Genomic DNA, 22721 nt, shown 5'->3' with positions numbered 1-22721 from the left:
GGATCGTGCCGGCGCTCCGGCCGGGTCAGGAAAGCCGGAACCCGTCGTCGACCATGGCGAAGAGGTCGTCGTCGGTGGCCGAGTCGATGTCACGGCCGGTGGCCGCGTCCTCCGGTGTCCGCCAGGCCTCCAGCAGGGTGCGCAGCCGGTCGTCGAGGTGCCCGCGGTCCGGGTCGGCGGCCGGGACCGCGGCGAGGGAGCGGGCCAGGTCGTCGAGGGCGGCCAGTGCCTCCTGGGCCGGCGACGCCTCGGGCGGGGCGAGTTCCGAACGCAGCAGGGCGGCTACCGCCTCGGGCGTGGGGTGGTCGAAGACCAGGGTGGCGGGCAGCCGCAGTCCGGTGGCGGCGCCGAGGCTGTTGCGCAGTTCCACGGCGGTCAGGGAGTCGAAGCCCAGTTCGCGGAAGGTCCGTTGCGCGCTGAGGGCGTCCGGCGAGCTGTGACCGAGGACGGTGGCGGTGTGGGTGTGGACGAGGCCGAGGAGCAGGCGGTCGCGCTCGGCGTCGCCCAGTGCGGCCAGCCGTTCGGCCAGTCCGGACTCACCGGCGGTGCCCGGGGTCGCCGCGGCGGCCCGGCGCAGGACGGGTGCCTGGACCAGGCCCCGGAAGACGGGCGGCAGGGTGTCCGCCTCGGCCTGCCTGCGCAGTGCGGCGGTGTCCAGTGCGATGGGCGCCACCGCGTGGGTGTCCGCGCCCAGGGCGGTGTCGAAGAGGGCGAGTCCGTGGTCCGGGGTCAGGGCGAGCAGCCCGGACCTGGCCATCCGGCGCTGGTCGGTGTCGCTCAGGCCGGCGGTCATGCCACCGGCCTGCTCCCAGGCTCCCCAGAGCAGTGAGGTGCCCGCGAGTCCTTCGGCCCTGCGGTGGGCGGCGAGGGCGTCCAGGTAGGTGTTGGCGGCGGCGTAGTTGGCCTGGCCCGGGTTGCCGGTGAAGCCGGAGGCCGAGGAGAACAGGACGAACAGGGCGGGATCGTGGCCGAGTTCACGGGTGAGGGCGTCCAGGTGCGCGGCCCCGTCGACCTTGGGGCGCAGGACGCGGTGCAGTTGCTCGTCGGTGAGACGTGCGGCCAGACCGTCGTCGAGGACGCCCGCGGTGTGCACGATCACGGTGGGGGGCCGGTCGAGGCCGGCGAGTACGGCGCGCAGGGCGTCGCGGTCCGCGGTGTCGCAGGAGACGGTGGCCACGTCCACGGCACCCGACGCGCGCAGGTCGGCCTCGAGTTCGGCGGCTCCCGGCGCTTCGGGGCCGCGGCGGCTGAGCAGCAGCAGACGGCGGGCTCCGTACCGGGTGGCGAGGTGCCGTGCGACGAGAGCGCCCAGGTTGCCGCTCGCGCCCGTGACGACGAAGGTGCCGTCGGGATCGGGGCGCCGGGGAAGGGTGAGGACCGCCTTGCCTACCAGCTTGGCCTGGCTCAGCGCGCGGAAGGCGTCCCGGGCCCGTCGTACGTCCCAGACGGTTGTCGGCGGCGGGGTGAGGGCGCCTTGGCGGAAGAGGTCGAGGACCGCGGTGAGCATCTCGCGCATCCGGTCGGGCGAGGCCTCCTGGAGGTCGTACGCCTGGTACGCGACGCCGGGGTGGTCGGCGGCGACGGCGGTGGGGTCGCGGATGTCGGTCTTGCCCATCTCCAGGAAGTGGCCGCCGCGGGGCAGCAGTCGCAGGCCCGCGTCGACGAACTCCCCTGCCAGGCAGTCCAGTACGACGTCCATGCCCCGGCCGTCGGTGGTCCGCAGGAAGTGGTCGGCGAAGTCGAGGCTGCGGGAGTCCGCGGTGTGGGCGTCGTCGAGTCCCGCCGCGCGGAGCACGGGGCGTTTGGCGGTGCTCGCGGTGGCGTACACCTCGGCGCCCAGCTGCCGGGCGAGTTGGACGGCCGCGGTGCCGACGCCGCCGGCGCCGGCGTGTACGAGGACCTTGTGGCCGGGGCGTACCGCGGCGAGGTCCACCAGCCCGTAGTAGGCGGTGAGGTAGGCGATGGGCACGGCGGCGGCCTGTTCGAAGCCCCAGCCGTCGGGCATCGGTGCCAGCCAGCGGTGGTCGGTGACGGCGACCGGGCCGAAGGCGCCGGGTGCCAGGCCGAGTACGCGGTCGCCGGGTGCCAGGCCGGGCACGTCCGGGCCGACTGCCGTGACCACGCCGGCGAGTTCACCGCCGAGGCCGCGCATACCGGGGACGAGGCCGAGGGCGACGACGACGTCCCGGAAGTTCACTCCGGCGGCGCGGACGTCGACCCGTACCTGGCCGGGGCCGAGCGGTGCGGTGAGGCCGTCGGGGGCCGGGGCGAGCGCCAGGTCGTCGATGGTTCCGCCGTCTCCGACCCGGTCCAGTACCCAGGGAGCGGGTCCGGGGGGCGGGAGCAGCGCCGGGTGGTCGGCGAGGGGGGTGAGGCGCGGTGCGTGGGCGGTGCCGGCGCGGAGGGCCAGCCGGGGTTCCGGGACGGCCACGGCCGACGGGAGGGCGGCGCCGGACCGTTCGTCGCCGTCCCAGTCGAGCACGGTGATCCGGTCGGGGTTCTCGTGCGCGGCCGAGCCGAGCAGCCCCCACACCGCGGCGGCGGCCGGGTCGGGCTGCCGGTCCTCGTCGGTGACGTGCACGGCGCCGCGCAGCAGGAGGACGAGCCGGGCCGAGGCGCAGGCTTCGTCGCCGATCCACCGGCGTACGGTGCCGAGCGCCCGTTCCGCGGCGGCGTGCACGGCCGCGACGGCGGCGGGGTCGCCGGGTTCGGTGTCGTCCGGCAGGGCGGCGTCCACCGGCAGGACGACGACATCGGCGTCCGTGGCGTCCACCGCGGCCGGATCCGGCCGATGCGCAGCGCCGGGAATGGCGGGAAGCAGGTCGGGATCACCCGCCAGCACCCACCGGTCCGGCGTCCCGACGGGCGTGGACGACAGCGGCATCGTCTCCCAGCCGGGCCGGTGGAGCCCCTCGGCCGGTGCGGAGTCGGGGGCGGCGGCGGTCACGACGGAGGGCGCGGCGCGGACGGTCAGCGAGCGGACGGTCGCGACGGGCGTGCCGGCCGGGTCGGTGAGCGTGAGGGCGAGCCTGTCGGGGCCGGTGGGCGTGAGCCGGACGCGCAGTGCGGTGGCGCCGGTCGCTCGCAGGGTCACTCCGTCCCAGACGAAAGGCAGCCGGCCCTCGCCCGACTCGGTGGCGAAGGGGCCGCCCGCGAAGGCGGCGGCGTGCAGCGCCGCGTCGGCGAGCGCGGGGTGGAGCGCGAAGGCGGCGGCATCGGCCGCGACGGCCTCCGGCAGGGCGACCTCGGCGTACACGTCGTCGCCGTGCCGCCAGGCCCGGCGGACGCCTTGGAAGACGGGCCCGTAGGTGAAGCCGGCGGTGGCGAAGTCGTCGTAGAGAGACCCCGTTTCGAGCGGTGTGGCGTCGGCCGGCGGCCACGGGCCGGGCTCCGTCGTGTCGTCGGGCGACTCGCCGCCGAGGACGCCGTCGGCGTGCGGTGTCCACTCGTCGTCGGTCGCGGTCTCCGGCTGTGAGACGACGCTGAAACGGCACCGGCCGTCGGCGTCGGGCTCGGCGACGACCACCTGTACGCGTACGCCACCGGTGGCGGGCAGGGTCAGCGGGGCCCGCAGGACGAGTTCGTCGATCGACAGGCTGGTGCGGGCCGTGCGGTCGAGCCGGGAGGCGGCATGCAGGGCCAGCTCCACGAAGGCCGTACCGGGGACGAGGACGGTTCCTCCCACCGCGTGGTCGGCCAGCCACGGGTGGGTGTCCAGGCCGAGGCGCCCGGTCAGCAGGAGCGTGCCGGTGCCGGCCACCGTGACCGCGGCACCGAGCAGGGGGTGCCCGGCGGCGGGCAGTCCGGCGCCGGTGGCCGCCGCGCCGCCCGGCTTGGGGCGCAGCCAGTAGCGCTGGCGCTGGAAGGCGTACGTCGGCAGCGGCACGGACCGTGCGCCCCGGCCGGTGTAGAAGGCGGCCCAGTCCACCGGGACGCCACGGGTGTGCAGGCGCCCGAGCGCGGTCGTCAACGCCCTGGTCTCGGGCTGGTCGCGGCGCTGGGCGGCCACCCGGAGCGGATCGGCCGCCGTCGCGGCGCCGGCGTCGCCGTCGGGGCCACCGCCGTCCGCCATCGCGGTGAGTGCCGCGTCCGGGCCCAGTTCGAGCAGGGCGGTGACGCCCGCCTGCCGCAGGGTGCGGGTCAGGTCGTGGAAGCGGACGGTGTCCCGCACCTGACGGGCCCAGTAGTCGGGCGAGTTCCACTCCTCGTCGTCCTGGACGGCGCCGGTGACGCTCGACACGACGGGGATGAGCGGCGTGTGGAACTCCACCTTCCGTACGACGTCGCGGAATTCGTCCAGCATGGGGTCCATCAGCGGCGAGTGGAAGGCGTGCGAGACGCGCAGGTGCCGGGTGCGGCGGCCGATTCCGGTGAAGTGCTCGGCGACGGCGGCAACCGCGGCGGTCGTGCCCGAGGCGACCACGGACCGCTCGCCGTTGACCGCGGCCAGGGCGACGGCGGCCTCCTGCCCCGCGAACAGGGGGGTCACCTCCTCCTCGGTCGCCTCCAGCGCCACCATCGCGCCGCCGGCCGGCAGGGCCTGCATCAGCCGGCCGCGGGCGGCCACCAGGGCGCAGGCGTCGGGCAGTGTGAGCATGCCGGAGACGTGGGCGGCGGCGAGTTCGCCGATGGAGTGCCCGGCCAGGTACCGGGGCTTGACGCCCCAGCTCTCGACCAGTCGGAACAGGGCCACCTCCATCGCGAAGGTCGCCGCCTGGGTGTACTGCGTCTCGTCCAGCAAGGCGGCGGGGCCGGTGCCCCGCTCGGCGAACATGAGGTCGCGCAGGGGCAGTTCGAGGTGCTCGTCGAGTTCCGCGCATACGAGGTCGAGGGCCTTCGCGTACGCGGCGAACGTCGCGTACAACTCCTGTCCCATGCCGGGGCGTTGGGCTCCCTGGCCGGTGAACAGGAAGGCACAGACCTGTTCACCGGCCAGGCCGGTCAGCAGTCCGGGGGCGGGCTCGGCCGAGGCGAGTGCCTTGAGGGCGCGCCCGAGTTCGTCGTGGTCGGCCGCGACGACCACCGCCCGGTGTTCGAGGGCCGCGCGGGCGGTGGCGGTGGTGTGGCCGAGGTCCAGCAGGCGGTGGCCGTCGGCCCCGGTGAGGTGGTCGTGCAGCCGGGCCGCCTGTGCGCGCAGCGCTCCCTCGTCACGGGCGGAGACGAACACGGGTACGGCGGGCAGAGGGGCGGTGTCCTCGGGTGCTCCGTCGCCCGGCGCGACAGTGGACACGCCCTCGGCCCCCACGGCCGCGTCTGCGGGGGCCGGTCCCACCACCTCGTCAGGCGCCTCCGTCTGCCCCAACTCCCCGTCCGCCGGGGCCTGTTCGATGATCACGTGGGCGTTGGTGCCGCTCACGCCGAACGACGAGACGGCGGCCCGGCGGGGCCGGCCGAGGTCCGGCCAGTCACGGGGCTCGCCGAGCAGTTCGACCGCCCCCGCGGTCCAGTCCACCTGGGGCGTCGCCTCGTCGACGTGGAGCGTACGGGGCAGCCTTCCGTGCCGTATCGCCATCACCATCTTGATGACCCCGGCGGCACCCGCGGCGGCCTGGGTGTGCGCCAGGTTGGACTTGACCGAGCCCAGCCACAGCGGATGTCCGTCGGGCCGCTCCCTGCCGTAGGTGGCCAGCAGGGCCTGGGCCTCGACCGGGTCGCCGAGCCGGGTGCCGGTGCCATGGGCCTCCACGGCGTCCACGTCGGCGGCGGTCAGCCGGGCGTTGGCCAGCGCCTGCCGGATGACCCGTTGCTGGGAGGGGCCGTTGGGGGCGGTCAGTCCGTTGCTGGCACCGTCCTGGTTCACGGCGGTGCCCCGGACGACGGCGAGTACCTGGTGGCCGTGGCGGCGGGCGTCCGAGAGGCGTTCCACGACCAGCAGGGCCGCGCCCTCGCCCCAGCCGGTTCCGTCGGCGGCGCCCGCGAACGACTTGCACCGGCCGTCGGCGGCCAGGCCGCCCTGGCGGGAGTTCTCGACGAAGGTGGACGGGGTCGCCATGACCGTGACACCGCCGGCCAGCGCCAGATCGCACTCGCCGGCCCGCAGCGCCCGGGCCGCGAGGTGGAGCGTGACCAGCGAGGAGGAGCAGGCGGTGTCCACGGTGACGGCCGGACCCTCGAATCCGAAGGTGTAGGCGACCCGGCCGGACACCACGCTGCCCGCGACTCCGGTGCTCAGGAAGCCCTGCACCTCGTCGGGCATGGTCGACAACTCGCCCGCGTAGTCGTGGTACATGAGCCCGGCATAGACACCGGTGCGGCTGCCGGTCAGGGTGCCGGGGTCGATGCCCGTGTGCTCCAGCGCCTCCCAGGCCACCTCCAGCAGGAGTCGCTGCTGGGGGTCCATGGCGAGGGCCTCGCGGGGGGAGATGCCGAAGAAACCGGCGTCGAAGTCCGCGGCGTCGTGCAGGAACGCGCCTTCACGGGCGTGGCTGGTGCCCGTCCGGTCGGGATCCGGAGCGAACAGGGCGTCGAAGTCCCAACCCCGGTCGTCGGGCATGGCGCTCACGGCGTCCCGGCTCTCGTCCACCAGCCGCCACAGCTCGTCGGGCCCGGTGACCCCACCGGGGAAACGGCAGCCGATGCCGACGATCGCGATGGGTTCGCTGCCGGCGTCCTCCAACTGTTTGAGTCGTCGGTGCGCCTTGCGCAGATCACCGGTCATGCGCCGGATGTACTCGACGAGCCGTGCTTCGTCCGTCACTGGAACCCCCTGGGGTCGGAGCCGTGCGGATACCCCCAGGGAGCGGCGGCCGCCGAGCGGGGCGCCGCGCCGAGCAGCCCTAGGTATTTGGGGCTTCAAGTAGACGAGGTTCTGTCCGGATCGGGCCACCCCTGTCCTGGGCCCGGGACTCATAGGGGTGCGGTCAGGGGCCGAGTGGAACTCGGACGGCAGCTGTCAGCTGTTAGCTTCCGAAAGCAGCCAGCCACCCGAGAGATCCGGAGTCGGATGTGACCGCGCACCGTGCGGACGGGGATCTGTGGATCCGCCGCTACCACCCCGCCCAGGACAGCGAGATACGGCTGCTCTGCCTTCCGCACGCCGGCGGTTCGGCGAGTTTCTACCTGCCGGTCTCCCAGGCCCTCCCACCGCGGATCGAGGTTCTCGCGGTGCAGTACCCGGGCCGCCAGGACCGGCGTCTCGAGCCCTGTGTCGAGAGCATCCCCGAACTCGCCGACCAGTTGCTGCCGCTGATCCTGGAGGAGTGGACGGACCGGCCGCTGGCGCTGTTCGGGCACAGCATGGGCGCCTCGCTCGCTTTCGAGCTGGCCGGCCTGCTGGAGCAGCGGGCCGGGGTGGTGCCGGTGATGCTGTTCGCGTCGGGCCGGCGTGCGCCGTCCCGGTTCCGGGTGGAGGACGACGTACACGGGCGCGGCGACGAGGCCCTGCTCGCCGAGATCAAACGGCTGGCCGGCACCGACAGCCGGATCCTGGGCGACGACGAGGTGCTGCGCATGGTGCTGCCGGCGATCCGCAGCGACTACCGGGCAGCTGAGCTGTACCGCCCGGAGCGGGTGCACCGGGTGAGCTGCCCGGTGACGGCACTGGTGGGCGACGCGGATCCGAAGGCCCCCTTGGACGACGTACGGGCATGGCGGGAACACACGAGCGGTGCGTTCGCCATGGACGTGTTCCCCGGCGGCCACTTCTACCTCACCGAGCAGGCGCCCCGGGTGATCCGGCGGGTCACGGACGCGCTGGCCGGCGCGGCGGCGGACCGCTGACATGGCGCCACGACCGAAACTGCTGGCCGTCAGCGATCTGCACATCTCGTACGAGGAGAACCGGCAGTACATCGACCGGCTCCGGCCCGACACCGACGAGGACTGGCTGCTGGTCGCCGGCGACGTCGCCGAGAAGGCCGCGGACATCGAGTACGCGCTCGGCGTCCTCTCCCGCCGGTTCGCCAAGGTGGTCTGGGTGCCGGGCAACCACGAGTTGTGGACAGTCGAGGACGATCCGGTCCAGCTGCGGGGCGAGCCCCGCTACCGCCATCTCGTGAACGCGTGCCGCGCCCTGGGGGTGGTCACCCCGGAGGACCCGTACCCGGTCTGGCAGGGCCCGGACGGACCGGTGGTCGTGGCGCCGCTGTTCCTGCTGTACGACTACACCTTCCGCCCCGCGGGAACCACCACCAAGAAGACGGCACTGGAACGGGCGTACGAGGCCGGAGTGGTGTGCAGCGACGAGTTCCGCCTCTTCCCCGACCCGTACCCGGACCGCGAGTCGTGGTGCCGTGACCGGGTCGCGGAGACGGAGCGCCGGCTGGCCGCGCTCGACCCGGCGGCCGTCACCGTGCTCGTCAACCACTGGCCCCTGCTGCGAGAGCCCACCCGGGTGCTGTGGTACCCGGAGTTCGCACTGTGGTGCGGTACGGAGCTCACGTCCGACTGGCACGTCCGCTTCCGCGCGGCGGCCGTCGTCTACGGCCATCTGCACATTCCCCGGACGACGGTGCACGACGGCGTGCGGTTCGAGGAGGTCTCCATCGGATACCCCCGGGAATGGCGGCGGCGCGGCCATCCACGCGGCCTCCTGCGCAAGGTGCTTCCGGCCGCGGCGACCGCGAAGTCCGCGCGCTGAGCGAGCCCGTGCGGCGTACGCGGTGACCGTGCGGCGTACGCGGTGACCGGGAAGCTGCTGCCGTCGTCGATCGCCGTCGCCGAGCTGTTCCCGCACGGCCCGCAGAGAACTGGCCGCGCCGGCGATGCCCGCGATGCCTCTCCTGGCGGACGAGCGAGAGTGTCCACGGTGGCCGGAAGGGACGCTCGGCAGCATCACGCACCGTGCCGGTCACCGGGCGGCGGCCGTCGCGACCACCGACCGGTTCGTCGCCATCGGCCTCGACGCGGAGCCACGACCTCAACACCGACGGCTCTTCCCGCGCACCGGCACCCCGGCACCGGCCGCTCCCCCACGCCTGGCTGCTACGAGGAAACGGCCGGCCGCTTGCCGGCGGTCGCCGCTGTGTCCGCGGCGGTGTCACTCCCGTGCCGTCCGTGGGAGCCAGCCGTTGACGCGGCGGTCGGCCCATTGGACGAGGCCGACCGCGCCGAGGGCCACCAGGACGACGGCGAGGAGGACGGCGAGGACGCTCTCGCTGTCGAAGCGGCCGCCCGCCTGGGTGAGGACCCGGCCCAGGCCGACGACGGCGATGAACATCTCACCGTTGATCATGCCGGTGACCGCGCGGCCGACGCCGAGCCGGATGCCGGCCATGGCCAGCGGCAGGGCGGCGGGGACGACGACCTTGAGCAGGAGCTGCCGCTCGTTCGCCCCGTACAGGTGGGCCATCTCGGTCAGGTGCTCGGGGACCGCCCGTACGGCGGAGGCGGTGCTGATCACGATGATGAAGAGCGAGTACATGACCACGACAGCCACGATGGACGCCCGGCCCGGGCCGAACAGCGAGAAGAAGACCGGGGCGAACACCAGGGACGGTGCCGTCAGCAGCGCGTACATGTAGACGCCGAGTGCGGCGTCCACCGGGCGGTATCGGCCCATCAGCACACCGAGCGTCAGTCCCAGGACGAGAGAGATCGCGAACCCGAGGACGAGGTTGGTGAGGCTGGAGGCCAGGCTGCCGAGGATCAGCCCGTCCACGGTCATCTCCCACAGCCGGGCGACGACGGCACTGGCCGGTGGGAGGAAGGCGGCGTCGGCGAACCGCGCGACCACCTCCCAGACAACCGCCCCGGCCAGCAGTCCGACCAGCGGCGCGGGCACCGCGACGCGCGGAGTCCTTCGTACGGCGGGGCGGGCCGCGGGGGCCGTGGCGGTCATCCGGCCACCTCCTGGGCGGCCGCGGTCGCGGCGCGGGCCGACGAACGGTGGTCGGGGTGCATGGTGCGCAGGCTCTTCCAGAGCCGCGAGGTGATCGCGGTGAACTCCGGCGACTGTTCGAGGCCGCCGACGTCGGCCGAGCGGGGCCGTGGGATGTCGACGGGGACGATCTCGGCGATCCGGCCGGGGCGCGGGCTCATGAGGACCACCCGGTCCCCGAGCAGTACGGCCTCCTCCATGCTGTGGGTGATGAAGACGACGGTCAGCCGCCGGCGTTCCCAGATGGCCAGCAGCTCCTCCTGGAGGATGCGCCGGGTCTGCTCGTCGAGAGCGCCGAACGGCTCGTCCATCAGCAGGACGTTCGGCTCGACCGCCAGCGCCCTGGCCAGACCGACCCGCTGCTGCATACCGCCGGACAGTTCGCCGGGCAGCCGCGACTCGAAGCCGCCGAGGCCGACCAGCTCGATCAGTTCACGGGCCTTCGCATGGCGGACCGGTCGGCTCTCGCCACGGAGTTCGAGGCCGAAGGCGACGTTGTCCAGCACCGTGGCCCAGGGCAGCAGCGCGAAGTTCTGGAAGACCATGGCCCGGTCGGGGCCCGGCCGGCGTACCGGCTCGCCGTCGACGGCGATGTCGCCCTCGTCGAAGTCGATGAGCCCGGCGATGGCGCGCAGCAGGGTGGTCTTGCCGCATCCGCTGGGCCCCAGGACGGTGAGGAACTCGTTGTCCCCGACCGTGAGGTTGACGTCCTTGAGGGCGTGCACCTCGCTGCCCTCGCGTCCGGTGAACTTCTTGGTGACGCCTCGGATCTCAATCACGTGTGCTCCTTGCGGAAGTCCTGGGGGCCGCCCACGGCGTGGCTTTGCGCTCGACCCAGCGGGCGGCGGCGATCAGCGCGAGGGCCTCGGCGAGAATGATGACGATGGTCGCGTACAACTTGGGCGCCTCGAAGAGGCCGCGGTACTCGAGGATGAGACCGCCGAACCCGACGGACACCATGAGCAGTTCGACGATGACCATGCCGGTGACGGCACGGCCGAGCGCGAGCCGGACGCCGGTCATGATGGCGGGCAGGGCACCGGGGATGAGGATGCGCCGCCAGATCTGAGCCTCCGACGCCCCGTAGGTGCGACTCATCTCGATGAGCGAGGCGTCGATCTGCCGTATGCCGGCACGGGCGTTGACAATCACCATGACGACCGAGAAGAGCGTCACCAGGATCACCCGCGACAGCAGTCCGAAGCCCACCGACATCACCAGCAGCGGGATGACGGCGGCCATGGGTGTCACCAGCAGGATGCTGAGGTAGATGTCGGTGTAGCGCTCGACGGTCCGGAAGCGGCCGAGCAGCAGCCCGGCCGGTACGCCGAGTACGACGGACGCGACGAAACCGAGGACCAGCGCCTGGTTGCTCAGCCAGAGCGCCTTCCACAGCTCGGCCTCGCCGAGCAGTTCGACGGTCGCCACCGCCGTGTCGGAGAAGGGTGGCAGCAGGATGCCGCCCCAGTAGCGCCCGTACACCTCCCAGGCGGTCGCGAACACGGCGAAGGTGAGCAGCTGGTAGAGGAGGGTGCCGTGAACTGCCTTCCGCAGCAGGCTGGTTGCGGGGCGGCGTGTCGTGGCGGAAACACCGGAAGCGGTCATGAGCCTTCTCCCTGTTCCCGCGCCGCCGGTTCCTGCCCGGCCTGTTCCTGAGTGGCCGCCGCGCGGTCCACGAAGCTGAGATCCGCCACGTCCTCGACCGGCATGCGCTCGACGACTCCCGCGTCGGCGAAGAAGTCGACCGTGCGCTGGACGCTCCGCGGAGTCAGCCCCGCGGCATCGAACAGCCCGGCCTCCACATAGCGTCGGCCGGCGACCTTCGCGGTCTCGTCGTCGTAGGCGTCCGGCAGGTACTTCTTCAGCAGGGACACGAGATAGCCGGGGTCCGTGTTGATCTTCCGGTGCTCGGCGACGATCGCGTCGATGAACGCCTGGCTGGGCTTGCGGTGTTCGCCGAGATAGTCCTCGTTCGCGTACACGGTCTGTGGGTGCAGCCCGGGAAAGACCTCCTTGAAGTCCGCCAGCCGGTGCATCCCCTTGCCTCCGCCGGCCCGTTCCAGGGTGATGGCGTCGGTGACTTCGAGGGCGGTCGCGTCGATCTGGCCGGACAGCAGTGCCTGTGCGCGGGCGTCGGAGCCGCCGATGGTCAGGTATTCCGGTTCGGAGCCGGCCCGGCAGTCCTTGCTGACCCACTCACGGACCATCGCCGTCGCGACGGAGCCCTCGCTGAAGATCCCGAAGGGACGGCCGTCCAACTGGTCGCAGCTGTCGCGGTTCTTGGCGCCGTAGACCGCCCACTGGTTGCCGATGGCGTCGGCGACGATCCGGATCGGCGCGCCCTTGGACATCGCGATCAGCGCCGGGCTCGTCGCCTCCGCCGAGAACTGGTAGTCGCCGCGGACGAGGCCCTCGATGGCGAGTTCCGGCTCGGCGGCCTCCTCGACCTTGACGTCGAATCCCTGCTCGCGGACCGCGTCGACGGCCGCCAGCAGGGGAACCGCGGCGATGTCGGGTTCGATCAGTGCCACGGTGAAGGAGTTGTCGCTGCCGCCACCGGAACAACCGGCCAGCAGCAGGGTGGCGGAAACGAGGACGCCCAGCACTCTCCGGTGTTTCGGGCGATGCCGGGAAGCAGGTGTTCTCACCGAGCGATTCGACAAGGAACTCGACAAGGGGTCGCTCCTCTCTGCGAAAAGCCGCCGAGGCCTTGTGCCTTCGCCGGGACGGCGTGCGATACTGGTTATGCAATCGATTGCGCTTACGTATGCACAATCATGTGCGGGCCAGAACGGGCCCGTCAACCCGGCAGCGCCAGGAAAGTTCGCCCACCGCCGACGAGAGAGGCAGCGACCGTGACCGCATCAGGGGACAAGGCATCCGGCCGTCCACGAGGCGGCCAACGCCGCCCGACCATGGCAGATGTGGCGCGTGAGGCGGGCGTGAACGCCTCGACGGTTTCCCGTGCCATGGACGAGCGGCATTCCTTCTCGCGAAGCGCCACGGCCGCCCGGATCAAGGAGGTCGCGCAGCGGATCGGGTACTCGCCCAATCCCGCGGCGGCCAGCCTGCGCCGGCAGAGCACGCGCACGATCGGCGTGGTCGTCTCAAGGCTCTCGGACACGGTGATGGCGATCCTGTACGAGGAGATCGCCGAAGCCTGCCGGGACCACGGGCTGCATGCCCTCGTCGCGATCACCCACGACGACCCGGCTGCCGAGGCCGTCCAGGGAAGGCTGCTGCTCGACCGGATGGTGGACGGGCTGGTGCTCGCCACGGCCCGGGTGGACTCGGAGAGCGACCTCGTGCGTGAACTGGCCGCGCGGGACGTCCCGTACGCCCTCGCGCTGCGGACCGACGGCCACGGCCCGGCCTCCGTCGGCGACGACAAGCTCGGCGGATACCTGGCCGCTCGCCATCTGATCGACCTGGGACACCGGCGGATCGCCCTGATCGCCGGCCCGTCCTACGCCTCCAACCCCGTCGGCAGGATGGCGGGTTACCGCACGGCCCTGCGGGAGGCGGGGATCGCGGTGGACGAACGCCTCGTCCGGCCTTCGGAGTTCTCCATGGAGAGCGGTGAGCGGGTCGCGACCGAGCTGCTGTCCGCCCTGCCCGCCGGTGAGCGCCCGACGGCCGTCATGACCGTCAACGACAACACCGCGGTCGGTGTGCTCGCGGCCGCCAGACGGCTCGGGATCAGCATTCCCGGTGAGCTCTCGCTCGTCGGCTACAACGACACCCCGCTCGCCGCGCGCTTGCCGATTCCCCTGACCAGCGTCCGCGTGCCGCTGCGCGAGATCGGCCGCGGCGCGGTCGACATCCTGCTGCGGTCCATGGAGGGCAAACCCACGGCCTCCGCCGTCTACGCGCCCACCCTCATCCCACGCGAGTCGTCGACACCGCCCGCTTCCTGAACACCCGGCCATCACCGACCACTTGGAGAGGAACAGCGTGTCCGAGACGCCCGAGACACTTGAGACGCCCGAGACTCCTGAGAAGATCGACGCCTTCTGCCATGTGCTCCCCCGCGACTACGCCGAGCGCCTGTTCGCACTCGACGGCGTCCCCGCCGTGGCCAACCTGCGCAAGCGCATCATGAACATTCCCGCGCTGGTCGACCTGGACGTGCGCTTCCGGCAGATGGACGAGTTCGCCGGCTACCGCCAGATCATCAACCTGGCGGCCCCGCCCGTGGAGGACTTCGGCAGTCCGGCCCTGTCCGCCGAGTACGCCCGCATCGGCAACGACGGTCTGGCCGCGCTCGTCGCCAAGCACCCCGACCGCTTCGTGGGCTTCTGCGCGGCCGTCGCGCTCAACGACGTCGACGCCGCCGTCGCCGAACTCGACCGCGCGGTCGGCGAGTTGGGCGCGCTCGGCGTCCAGATCTACACCCACGTCAACGGCCACCCGCTGGACGAGCAGCGCTTCGAACCGTTCTGGCAACGCGCCGCCGAACTCGACCTCCTCGTCCAGGTCCACCCCTGCCGCAACTCCTCCTGGCCCGACTACCCCACCGAGGAACGCTCCCGGTACGAGATCTGGTGGACCTTCGGATGGGAGTACGACCTGTCCGCCTTCATGGCCCGCATCGTCTTCGGCGGCGTACTCGAACGCCATCCCGGCCTGAAGCTCCTCATCCACCACGGCGGCAGCATGATCCCGCACTTCTCCGGCCGCGTCGGCCCCGGCTGGGACCAGCTCGGCTCCCGCACCCCCGACCACCAGCGCGAGGACGTGACCGGCTATCCGCTCACCAAGCGCCCGCTGGACTACTTCAAGATGTTCTACGCCGACACCGCGCTGTTCGGCGCCCCGCACGCCCTGCGCTGCGCCCTGGAGTTCTTCGGCCCGGACCGGGTGCTCTTCGGCTCCGACTCGCCGTACGACCCCGAGAAGGGCCCCGGCTACATCCGCTCGGGAATCGCCGACCTGGCGGCCATGGACCTCACGGACGCGGAGCGCACCGCCATCTTTTCCGGCAACGTACGCAGACTGACGGGATCGCGGCTCCCCGCCGCGGGCGGTGCCGCAGGTTTCTAGTTGTCTCGAAAGCGGGACCGTCGGCAGGCCGACGGTCCCGCTGATCACCGACGTGCGGTGCCTTCCCTCAGCGGAGGTCGGCGGTCAGGTGGTACCGCCCGGATGGGATCCGATACGAGGACACCCCGTCCGCGTGGCCGAGGAAACGTACCCCTTCCACTCGCGCCAACGGGGTGCGCCCCTCACGAACCCCACCGGCAGCGGCGGTCGGAAGACGCAGGGTCGCCTCGCTGTTCGCGGGCACCACCGCGTCGTACACCAGGGTCCGTCCCGCGCCGTCGACCGCCCACTCGCTGCTGATCTCGCCGTACGGCGACTGGTACGAGCCGGACACGCGCGTGATCCGGCCGGTGGGATCGATGTGGGGGTGGAGCAGGAAGCGCTTGAAGCCGGGGTGGTCCGGGTCGCGGGCGATGCCGGCCATGTACGCGTACATCCACTCCATGATCGCGCCGTACGCGTAGTGGTTGAAGGAGTTCATGCTGACCGGGCCGAAGCCGTCGTCCTCGGAGTAGGAGTTCCAGCGTTCCCAGACGGTGGTGGCACCGTTCTTCACCGAGTACAGCCAGGACGGCAGCGCGTCCTGGTGGAGCAGTTCGTACGCCAGGTCCGCGCGGCCCTCCTCCGTGAGGACCGGGGCGAGGACGTTGACGCCGAGGAAGCCGACGGACAGTGTGTTCTCGGCGTACCTGACCCGGCTGCTGTCGGGGTGCGCGGCCTTGTAGGCCTCGTCGTTGCCGATGTTGTCCGCCAACAGGCCCACCAGCGTGCGCCGTTGGGCCTGCGTCTCGTAGAAGCCGAGCTTGAGGACCCACAGCAGTGCCGACTGGCTGTTGTCCTCCGTCTTCTGGTCGGGGTCGGCGCCCGGTTCGATCGGGGAGGCCTCGCCCAGGCTGGACTTGACCGTGACCGTGCCGCCCTCGGTGCTCAGGTACTTCGTGATGAACGCCTGCCTGATGCGTCCGAACAGCTGGTCGTACGCCTTCCCCTCCGCCGTCCGGCCGATCGCGCGGGCCAACTGCCCCATCAGTCGGGCGACATAGCCGTAGTAGACGTCGCTCATGAGCTGGGCGCTGGTCTTCTGCGGCGCCAGCCAGTCGCCGGTGAGGGAACCCTGTCCGGCGTGGGTGTCGCCGGTCTGCGCACCGATCCAGTCCAGATAGCGGCTCATCGCCGGCCAGTTGTCCTTGACGATGGTCGTGTCACCGGTCATCTGCCACACGGTCCACGGCACGATGACTCCGGCGTCGGCCCAACCGCTGCCGCCTCCTGGGAAGTTGTACCGTCCGCCGGGAGCGACCCCGGTGAACTGCGCCTTGTCCGCGCCGTAGATGGCCTGGGAGTCGACGACGGTGTCCTGGAAGTGGCTGAGGAAGACACCGGCGTCCACGTTGTACAGCCCGGTCGTGGCGAAGACCTGGGTGTCCCCGGTCCAGCCCAGGCGCTCGTCGCGCTGCGGGCAGTCGGTGGGCACCCAGAGGTAGTTGCCGCGCTGGCCCCAACGGATGTTGTCGGCCAGCTGGTTGATGTCGGGATCGTCGGTGGTGACGGTGCCGGTCTCGCGGATCGCGGACGTGGCGACCTTGCCGGTGAGTCCGGTGATCGTGACGGTGTCCGTCGCGGTGACCGACACGTACCGGAAGCCGTAGAAGGTCAGGGAGTCCTGATGTGTCTCGCCGTGCCGGTCACCCTTGAGGATGTACGTGCTGGTGGCCTTGGCGCTGCGGAGGTTGGCCCGGTAGACGGAGCCCTCGGGGCCGTCCGCGCCGGCACTGTCGTCGTTGAGCATCTCGCCGAACCGGAACTCGACCCGGGCTCCGGCCGGTCCGCGCAGGCTGTAGCGGGCCACGCCGACCATGTTCTGGCCGAGGTCGAAGACGGCGGTCTCGCCACTGCCGATCGTGACCGGGGCGGCGGCCGCCTTCGCGGGATCGGTCACTGTGCGGGCCGGGTCCACGACGATGTGTCCCTTGCCGTTGGGGCTGCCGTCCTGGCCGGTCACTCCGGTGGCGACGGTGATCGACCGCGGTCGGCGGTCCCACTCGGACATCAGGCGGGCGGTCTCGCCCGGGTAGGCGAGGAGCCGCACGTCCGGGTACTTGTCCTCGAAGGCGACTCGTTCCACGTCCGACCAGGCGGAGTCGTCGAATCCGTGCGCCGTCCAGCCCGGCAGTTCCCTCCGGGCGTCGTAGGTCTGGCCGTCGTAGATGTCGTCGGCCCGGTAGGGGCCGGTGTCCGTGGCCTTCCAGCCGCCGTCCGGCCCGGTGACGACCGACTGCGACGTCCCGTCGGCGTACCGGACCAGCAGTCTGGCCTTCAGGGCCAGGGGATTGCCGTCCTTCGAGTAGTACGTACTGCCGTCGGATACACGGCCGTTGTACCAGCCGTTGCCCAGGACGACCGCGAGGGTGAGGTCCCGCTCCCGCGTCACGAGGTCCGTGACGTCGTAGGTCAGGTAGTTGACGCATGCGTCGTAGTTGGTCCAGCCCGGGGGCAGCAGTTCGATCGTGGTTCCGCCGTCCTGCGGAACGGTCACCCGGCGTCCGTTGACGTACGCCTCGTACACGCCGAGGGCCGAGACGTACAGCCGTGCCTCGCGGACCCGGGACCGGTTCTTCCGGGCCGCTTCCTTCCGCAGCATCGGCGCCCCGGCCGAGTTGGGGGTCTTCCCCTTCATCCCGATCCACTGCGCCCCGTCCCAGCCGGCCACGCCGTCGGTGCTCATGAGGCCGGTCTCGAAGGAAGCGGGGGCGGCGGTTCCGACCGGGCGGCCTTCGGTGTCCCAGACGGTGACGGTCCAGTGACAGCGGACCGAGGCGCGCAGCGGTCTGCCCGCGTAGCGGACGGCCACGGAGTCGGCGGACCGGACGCGCCCGCTGTTCCAGACGTCCGCGCGGGCGGCGGTCAGCTTGTCGGGAGAGCTCGCCACGAGGATCTGGTACGCCCCTTGGCTCCGGCCGCGGGTTGCCGACCGCATGCGCCAGCCGAAGCGCGGCCGGGCGGCGTCCACGCCCAGGGGATCCGTGCGGTGTTCCACGGTCAGTCCCCATACCGCGCCGTCCTCTGCACGGCGGGGCGCCTCCGCCGCCGCACTCGTGCCGCCTCCCAGGACTCCGGCCCCTACCGGCACGGCGCCGACCGTCGCCGCCAGCACGGTTCGACGACGCACCGCTGTGTTCTGTTCGCGCGGCGGATTCCCCTCGCGGACATCACGGATACCGTCGTCGGTGTCATCTGCGCTGTGTGCGTCATGGCTCACGCCTCGGTCCTTTCGGTTTCCCGGGATTCGGTCGGGACAGCGCGGCTGGTGAAGGTGTGCCTCCCCGAGCCGACGTGGTAGGCGGCACGGTCGCCCCGCAGGCCCTTGAACACCGCACCGTCTCCCGCGACTTGGGGGGTGCGGCCGCCCGTGGGCACCCGGACCTCCGCCGTGGTGTTCGGCGGGAGTTCCACGTCGAGGCGGAACCGGCCGTTCTTGCGGGTCCACCGCGCGGACACCACTCCGTACGGTGTGCGGTAGCTGCCCGCGGCATGGGTGAGATCGCCGACCGGGCGAGGGTCGATCACCAACTCGCGGTAGCCCGCCGTGCCGGGCGCCCGGCGGATGCCCACCAGGCCGCTGTGAAACCACTCCTCGATCTGCAGAAGGATCATGTGGTTCTTGGAGTTGCCCAGGCCCCACTCTTCGGGAACGGTCGTCAGGCCGTCGGGATTGGCGGTGGTGGGGGCCAGGAAGTAGCCGTAGCCCGGGCGGGTGTCCTCTTGGAGAACGTCCCACAGGACGTCGTCGCGGCCGCCGTCGTGCAGGGCTCTGACGATGGGGGCGAGACCGATGGTGCCGCCGCTGAGATGGGGCCCGCCCCCGAACGGCTGGTGGGCATGGACGAGTTCCACCAGCGCTTCGAGGACCGTGCCGCGTTCGCCCTCCGGTACCAGGCCCTCGTCCAGCGCGAGCGCCTGGGCCGCCTGTGTCGCCCCGGTGCCGCCCGCATCACCCTCGGCGGTGTACCGGCCGAGCGCCGCGTTGTAGAAGGCGTCGTTGAAGGCTTCCTTGATGTTGGCCGCGAGGTTGCGGTACTCGGAGGCGTCGGCATCGCGCCCGATGAGTGCTGCCATCCGGGCCATGCGATCGGCGATCTGGTGGTAGCCCCAGGTCCCGGTGATACGGCCCGAGGTGTTCTCACTATCGATCCAGTCGGCCAGCGCCGCGTCCACGATGTGGGCGTCCGCGCCGGTGCCGGCCTTCCTGGTCCTGATGTAGTTCAGGAACGCCTGCATCCGGACGTAGTAGCGGCGCATCGTCTGTGTGTCGCCGTACGTCTCGTAGAGCAGCCAGGGCACCAGGATGATGCCGTTGCCCCAGTTGATCTCGTCGCCGAACCGGCCGGTGTACCCCCAGTCGTACACCGGGGCCTTGAGCGCCACGTTGCCGATGTTGTCGCCGGCCCTGGACCGGCCCTCCGCCAGGTGGCGCTGCATGGTGCGCAAGTAGGCCTCGTACCCGAAGGTGCGGTGGATGGAGCCGAAAGGCTGTACGTAGTCGGCGGGGTAGGCGAGTTTCTCGCGGCCGGGACAGTCCGTGAAGGTGGACATGGTGTTGCTCATGATCGAGTAACGGGCCATGCGGTGAATGCGGTTGATCCGGTCGTCGGAGGTGCGCACCACGCCTGCGGCCGGCACGTCCGCGTGGATCTGCAGGCCGGTCACCGTGTCCCGGGTAGATATGTAGCCCTCGGGCAGGCCGGTCACCTGCAGCCACTGCATGCCGAAGTAGTGGAACCGCGGATGCCACCGCTCGCGTCGCTTGTCGCCGTATGTCGTGTAGGCGGCGAACACGTTGGTGCCGCGGGCCGCGCCGCCGCCCATGATCGACGCCTGGTTGACGGTGCCGTCGGCGTTCAGCGATTCGGCGGGGTACAGCTTGACCGTGGCGCCGGCCGGGAGCGGGCCGTGGAGTTCGAGCAGCGGCCAGCCGGCGAAGTTCTGCCCGAAGTCGAAGACCCACACGCCCGGTTGGGGCTGTTTGACGCTTACCGGGCGGAGCCTGTCGACGACTCTGAGCGGCTCGGCCACCCGCCAGACCAGGTCGGTGGTCAGATTGGGCGGCGGGGCGATTCCGGCGGCGATCCAGCCCACGGCCGTGCCGTCGCGCCGCCTCGCCGACGCACCGAGATCCGCGCCGGGCGCGGTCCAGGCGGGCTGTTCGCGCCGGGCGTCGTGGTCGGAGCCGGAGTACCAGTTGGCGGTGGTGGTCGGGCCGAGAGCCGTCTTCCACGAGCGGTCGCTGACGACGGTCTCGGTCGTGCCGTCGGCTTTCGTCAGTTCCAGGCGGGCGATCAGGCGTGGGGGGACGGCGGCGCCCGCGCTCGGGTCGGTGCTCGCGAGGGAGTTGCCGGAGCCGGTGACGGCGGCTCCGCTCGCGTGATGGGAGGCGAGGCCGGGCCCGAAGGTGATGTCGGTGCCGTCGGCGCCGGCGGTGCCGATCGCGGTGATGGTGCGTGACTCCAGGCGCTCGCCGCCGTCGCCGGTGTCGATGTTGACGGTGCCGCCGACGTGGTAGTTGGCCACGCTGTTCACCTTGATGGCGGTGGCACCCCGGGCGGCGGGCGCGACAAGGTTGCCGCTGCCCTTGAACTGGCTCTGCCACCAGCTGTACGGGGCGGTCCGGCCGGTCGTGGGATTCGTGACGGACCGGGTCACCAACGCCGTGCCGTGGCCCAGTTCGACGCCCACGGTGTTGTCACCGGCGCGGATGAGGTGCGTGACGTCGTGGACCCGGTATTCGGTGGAGAGCTGGTAGTTGGAATTGCCCGGCGCGAGCACCTCGTCCGTGACCGGCCTGTCGTTGAGCCGGGCCGCGTGCAGTCCGACGCCGGACAGGTACAGCCGCGCCCGGACGACCTTTCCCACGCGCCCGTCCACCCGGAAGGCCCGGGCGAACACGGGCAGTGGCTGGTCGACGGTGCGGCCCGGGTACTCGATCCAGCGGGCCTCGCCCCAGTCGGAGCGCTTGAGGAGTCCCATCTCCCAGGAGGCGGGCCGGCTCCACGGTATTCCGTCGCCGTCGGTGCTCCAGGCCCGCACCTGCCACACCACCTGGTCGCGCGAGCCCAGTACGGGGCCATGCCAGGCCACGTCGTTCTGGGCCGAGGAGCGGACCTTGCCGCTGTCCCACAGCAGTCGGCCCCGGTCGAGATCGGCTGCCGTTCGCGCCGCGCGAATCCGGTAGGCGGACTGCGTCCAACCCGCACCGGCCCCCACCACCCGCCAGCTCAGCCGCGGGGCGGGATCATCGACGCCGAGCGGACTGTCCGCACGGCCGTCGACGGCGAGACCGGTGACCCTCGCTCCCCGCCCGTCGCCCTCTTCCCCGGCGTAAGCCGCCTGCAAGGGGAACCCCGGGGCCGCCACCCCGGCCGCGGAGACGGCCATGGTGCCGACCACCTGTCTACGACTCAACGCTCGGCCCGGGACATCGGGCATGTCAAAACCTCCGATCGTGCGATGTGGGCTACTGGGGGTGTCGTGCCGGAACAGCGGCCGACGGCGCGATGGTCAGCTCCCGGCTTTGCCGTCGGGTTCAGCTCCCGGCTGTGTAGTCGGCGTCCATCTCGTCGAGGAGCTTCCTGGGCGTGGACTGGTCGCTGAAGATCTCCTGAAGGCCGCTGAGCATGGTCTGCTGGACCTTGGCGTTGGGCCAGAGCTGGTCCATGAACGGCACGGTCCGGTCCGCCCTGATGAACGTGGACAGTTCGGCCAGCGACGGGTCGACCGCAAAGCCCGTGTCGGGCAGGGAGGGCAGACCGCCCTGCTTCTTGACGAACAGGTTCATGCCCTCGGGTGACATCACGAAGTTCACGAACTTCAGGGCGAGGTCCTCGTTCTTCGCCTTGGCGTTGACGCCGTAGCCGGCGCCCGCCGCGGCCGGGACGATCGTGGCTGACGGGTCGTCAGTGGCCGGCAGCGCCTTGAACGTGAACGTGCCCTTCGGGTTCTTCTGCTTGAGGAGGGCGATCACCCAGTTGCCCTGGACGATGCCGAGCGTCTTGCCGGTGGCGGCGAGGCCTTGGCTGGCTTCGTAGTTGGTGCCCAGCGGGTTCTTCTGGAAGCAGCCGGTCTTCTCCATCGTCAGGTACTTGTCCAGGGCGGTGGTCCACGGCGACTCGGCGAAGGTGGCCTGGCCGGCCTGCATCTTCTCGTCGAAGTCGCGGTCCTCGCCGTAGACGGTCGTGGCGACCAGCGCGTACTGGACGAGCTGGGTCACCCAGTTGTCCTGGTTGCCCAGCGCGAAGGCGGGGGTTCCCTTGGCTTTCGCGGCCCGGCAGAAGTCCAGTAGCTTCGTCCAGGTGTCCGGCGCAGTCAGTCCGGCCTTCGCCATGGCCTGCTGGTTGTAGACGGCTCCGATGCCGTTCTGCCCGAAGACCGCGTTGTAGGTCTTCCCCTCGTACTGGGCGACGCTCTTGATGGCGTCCGGCATCTTGGCGGCCCACGGCTGGTCCGAAAGGTCCCGCAGATAGCCGGGCTCGGCCAGGACGTGGGTGGCGCCGGGGTTGCCGTTGCCGGGCCAGACCGACATCACGTCGGGTGCGGTGCCCGAGGACAGCTGGGTCCGGATCTGCTGCTGGTACTGGTCGGCGCCGCTGGTGGTGTAGCGGACCTTGACGCCCGGGTTGGCCTTCTCGAACGCCTTGACGACGTCCTCGACCGAACCCTGGTCGACCGAGGCGAGGGTCAGCGTCTTGGAGCCGCCGCCTCCGCCGGAGTCTGCCTTGGTGCCGCCGCTGCAGGCGGCGAGCACGGCTATGGATGTCACCGCGGCGGCCAGGGCCGGAAGTGTGCGTGTCTTCATGATGTCTGATGT

The 22721-nt window shown here is 71.6% G+C and carries 12 protein-coding genes and 1 pseudogene; 5 read left to right on the top strand and 8 right to left on the bottom strand.

The window, feature by feature from the left end:
- Positions 1–25: 25 nt before the first annotated feature.
- Complete coding sequence (locus tag AB0I18_RS18180; protein WP_363106496.1) at positions 26–6697, bottom strand: type I polyketide synthase; 6672 nt, start codon at positions 6695–6697, stop codon at positions 26–28.
- 248 nt (positions 6698–6945) lie between these two features.
- Here AB0I18_RS18180 and AB0I18_RS18175 point away from each other — a divergent pair, with 248 nt between their 5' ends.
- The 3 genes and pseudogenes from AB0I18_RS18175 to AB0I18_RS18165 form a co-directional block, all read left to right on the top strand.
- Positions 6946–7719 carry an alpha/beta fold hydrolase gene (locus AB0I18_RS18175; protein ID WP_363106495.1) on the top strand — a complete coding sequence of 258 codons (774 nt, stop codon included), beginning with the start codon at positions 6946–6948 and terminating at the stop codon, positions 7717–7719.
- Position 7720: 1 nt separating this feature from the next.
- A complete protein-coding gene (locus AB0I18_RS18170; RefSeq protein WP_363106494.1) occupies positions 7721–8578 on the top strand; it encodes a metallophosphoesterase in 858 nt (285 codons plus the stop codon).
- Positions 8579–8687: 109 nt separating this feature from the next.
- Positions 8688–8798 (top strand): annotated as a pseudogene (locus tag AB0I18_RS18165) (phosphopantetheinyl transferase); the annotation flags it as partial.
- Positions 8799–8977: 179 nt separating this feature from the next.
- Here AB0I18_RS18165 and AB0I18_RS18160 read toward each other — a convergent pair.
- Genes AB0I18_RS18160 through AB0I18_RS18145 form a run of 4 tightly spaced genes read right to left on the bottom strand, consistent with a single transcriptional unit; the run spans position 8978 to position 12423 of the window.
- Positions 8978–9778 (bottom strand): ABC transporter permease subunit, encoded by an 801-nt coding sequence (locus AB0I18_RS18160; protein WP_363106493.1) that lies wholly within the window; start codon positions 9776–9778, stop codon positions 8978–8980.
- Complete coding sequence (locus AB0I18_RS18155) at positions 9775–10596, bottom strand: ABC transporter ATP-binding protein (protein ID WP_363106492.1); 822 nt, start codon at positions 10594–10596, stop codon at positions 9775–9777. The genes AB0I18_RS18160 and AB0I18_RS18155 overlap by 4 nt, the downstream gene beginning before the upstream one ends.
- Positions 10589–11422, bottom strand: coding sequence for an ABC transporter permease (locus AB0I18_RS18150; protein WP_363106491.1), 834 nt, complete (start codon positions 11420–11422; stop codon positions 10589–10591). The genes AB0I18_RS18155 and AB0I18_RS18150 overlap by 8 nt, the downstream gene beginning before the upstream one ends.
- Positions 11419–12423 (bottom strand): ABC transporter substrate-binding protein, encoded by a 1005-nt coding sequence (locus tag AB0I18_RS18145; RefSeq protein WP_363106490.1) that lies wholly within the window; start codon positions 12421–12423, stop codon positions 11419–11421. The genes AB0I18_RS18150 and AB0I18_RS18145 overlap by 4 nt, the downstream gene beginning before the upstream one ends.
- A 309-nt stretch (positions 12424–12732) precedes the next feature.
- Here AB0I18_RS18145 and AB0I18_RS18140 point away from each other — a divergent pair, with 309 nt between their 5' ends.
- On the top strand, positions 12733–13734 hold the full coding sequence (locus AB0I18_RS18140; RefSeq protein WP_363106489.1) for a LacI family DNA-binding transcriptional regulator: 1002 nt from the start codon (positions 12733–12735) through the stop codon (positions 13732–13734).
- A 37-nt stretch (positions 13735–13771) separates the two neighbouring features.
- Positions 13772–14860: an amidohydrolase family protein gene (locus tag AB0I18_RS18135; RefSeq protein ID WP_363106488.1), complete on the top strand. Its 1089-nt coding sequence runs from the start codon at positions 13772–13774 to the stop codon at positions 14858–14860.
- Between the two features lie 67 nt (positions 14861–14927).
- Here the strand turns inward: AB0I18_RS18135 and AB0I18_RS18130 are convergent, their stop codons facing one another.
- The 3 genes from AB0I18_RS18130 to AB0I18_RS18120 all read right to left on the bottom strand — a co-directional run bounded on the left by AB0I18_RS18130 (position 14928) and on the right by AB0I18_RS18120 (position 22709).
- Positions 14928–17990 (bottom strand): family 78 glycoside hydrolase catalytic domain, encoded by a 3063-nt coding sequence (locus tag AB0I18_RS18130; protein ID WP_363106520.1) that lies wholly within the window; start codon positions 17988–17990, stop codon positions 14928–14930.
- A gap of 125 nt (positions 17991–18115) precedes the next feature.
- Complete coding sequence (locus AB0I18_RS18125) at positions 18116–21292, bottom strand: family 78 glycoside hydrolase catalytic domain (protein WP_363106487.1); 3177 nt, start codon at positions 21290–21292, stop codon at positions 18116–18118.
- A 148-nt stretch (positions 21293–21440) separates the two neighbouring features.
- Positions 21441–22709, bottom strand: coding sequence for an extracellular solute-binding protein (locus AB0I18_RS18120; RefSeq protein ID WP_363106486.1), 1269 nt, complete (start codon positions 22707–22709; stop codon positions 21441–21443).
- Positions 22710–22721 lie beyond the last annotated feature (12 nt).

This window comes from Streptomyces sp. NPDC050704, from assembly GCF_040654355.1.
Classification (GTDB): Bacteria; Actinomycetota; Actinomycetes; order Streptomycetales; family Streptomycetaceae; genus Streptomyces.
This window is presented reverse-complemented; position numbering and strand designations above follow the sequence as displayed.

Bases quoted from the DNA above. Each gene is read 5' to 3' on its own strand.
- AB0I18_RS18170 (WP_363106494.1), top strand. From the start codon at position 7,721: ATGGCGCCACGACCGAAACTGCTGGCCGTCAGCGATCTGCACATCTCG.
- AB0I18_RS18150 (WP_363106491.1), bottom strand. From the start codon at position 11,422: ATGACCGCTTCCGGTGTTTCCGCCACGACACGCCGCCCCGCAACCAGC.
- AB0I18_RS18160 (WP_363106493.1), bottom strand. From the start codon at position 9,778: ATGACCGCCACGGCCCCCGCGGCCCGCCCCGCCGTACGAAGGACTCCG.
- AB0I18_RS18120 (WP_363106486.1), bottom strand. From the start codon at position 22,709: ATGAAGACACGCACACTTCCGGCCCTGGCCGCCGCGGTGACATCCATA.
- AB0I18_RS18125 (WP_363106487.1), bottom strand. From the start codon at position 21,292: ATGGCCGTCTCCGCGGCCGGGGTGGCGGCCCCGGGGTTCCCCTTGCAG.
- AB0I18_RS18140 (WP_363106489.1), top strand. From the start codon at position 12,733: ATGGCAGATGTGGCGCGTGAGGCGGGCGTGAACGCCTCGACGGTTTCC.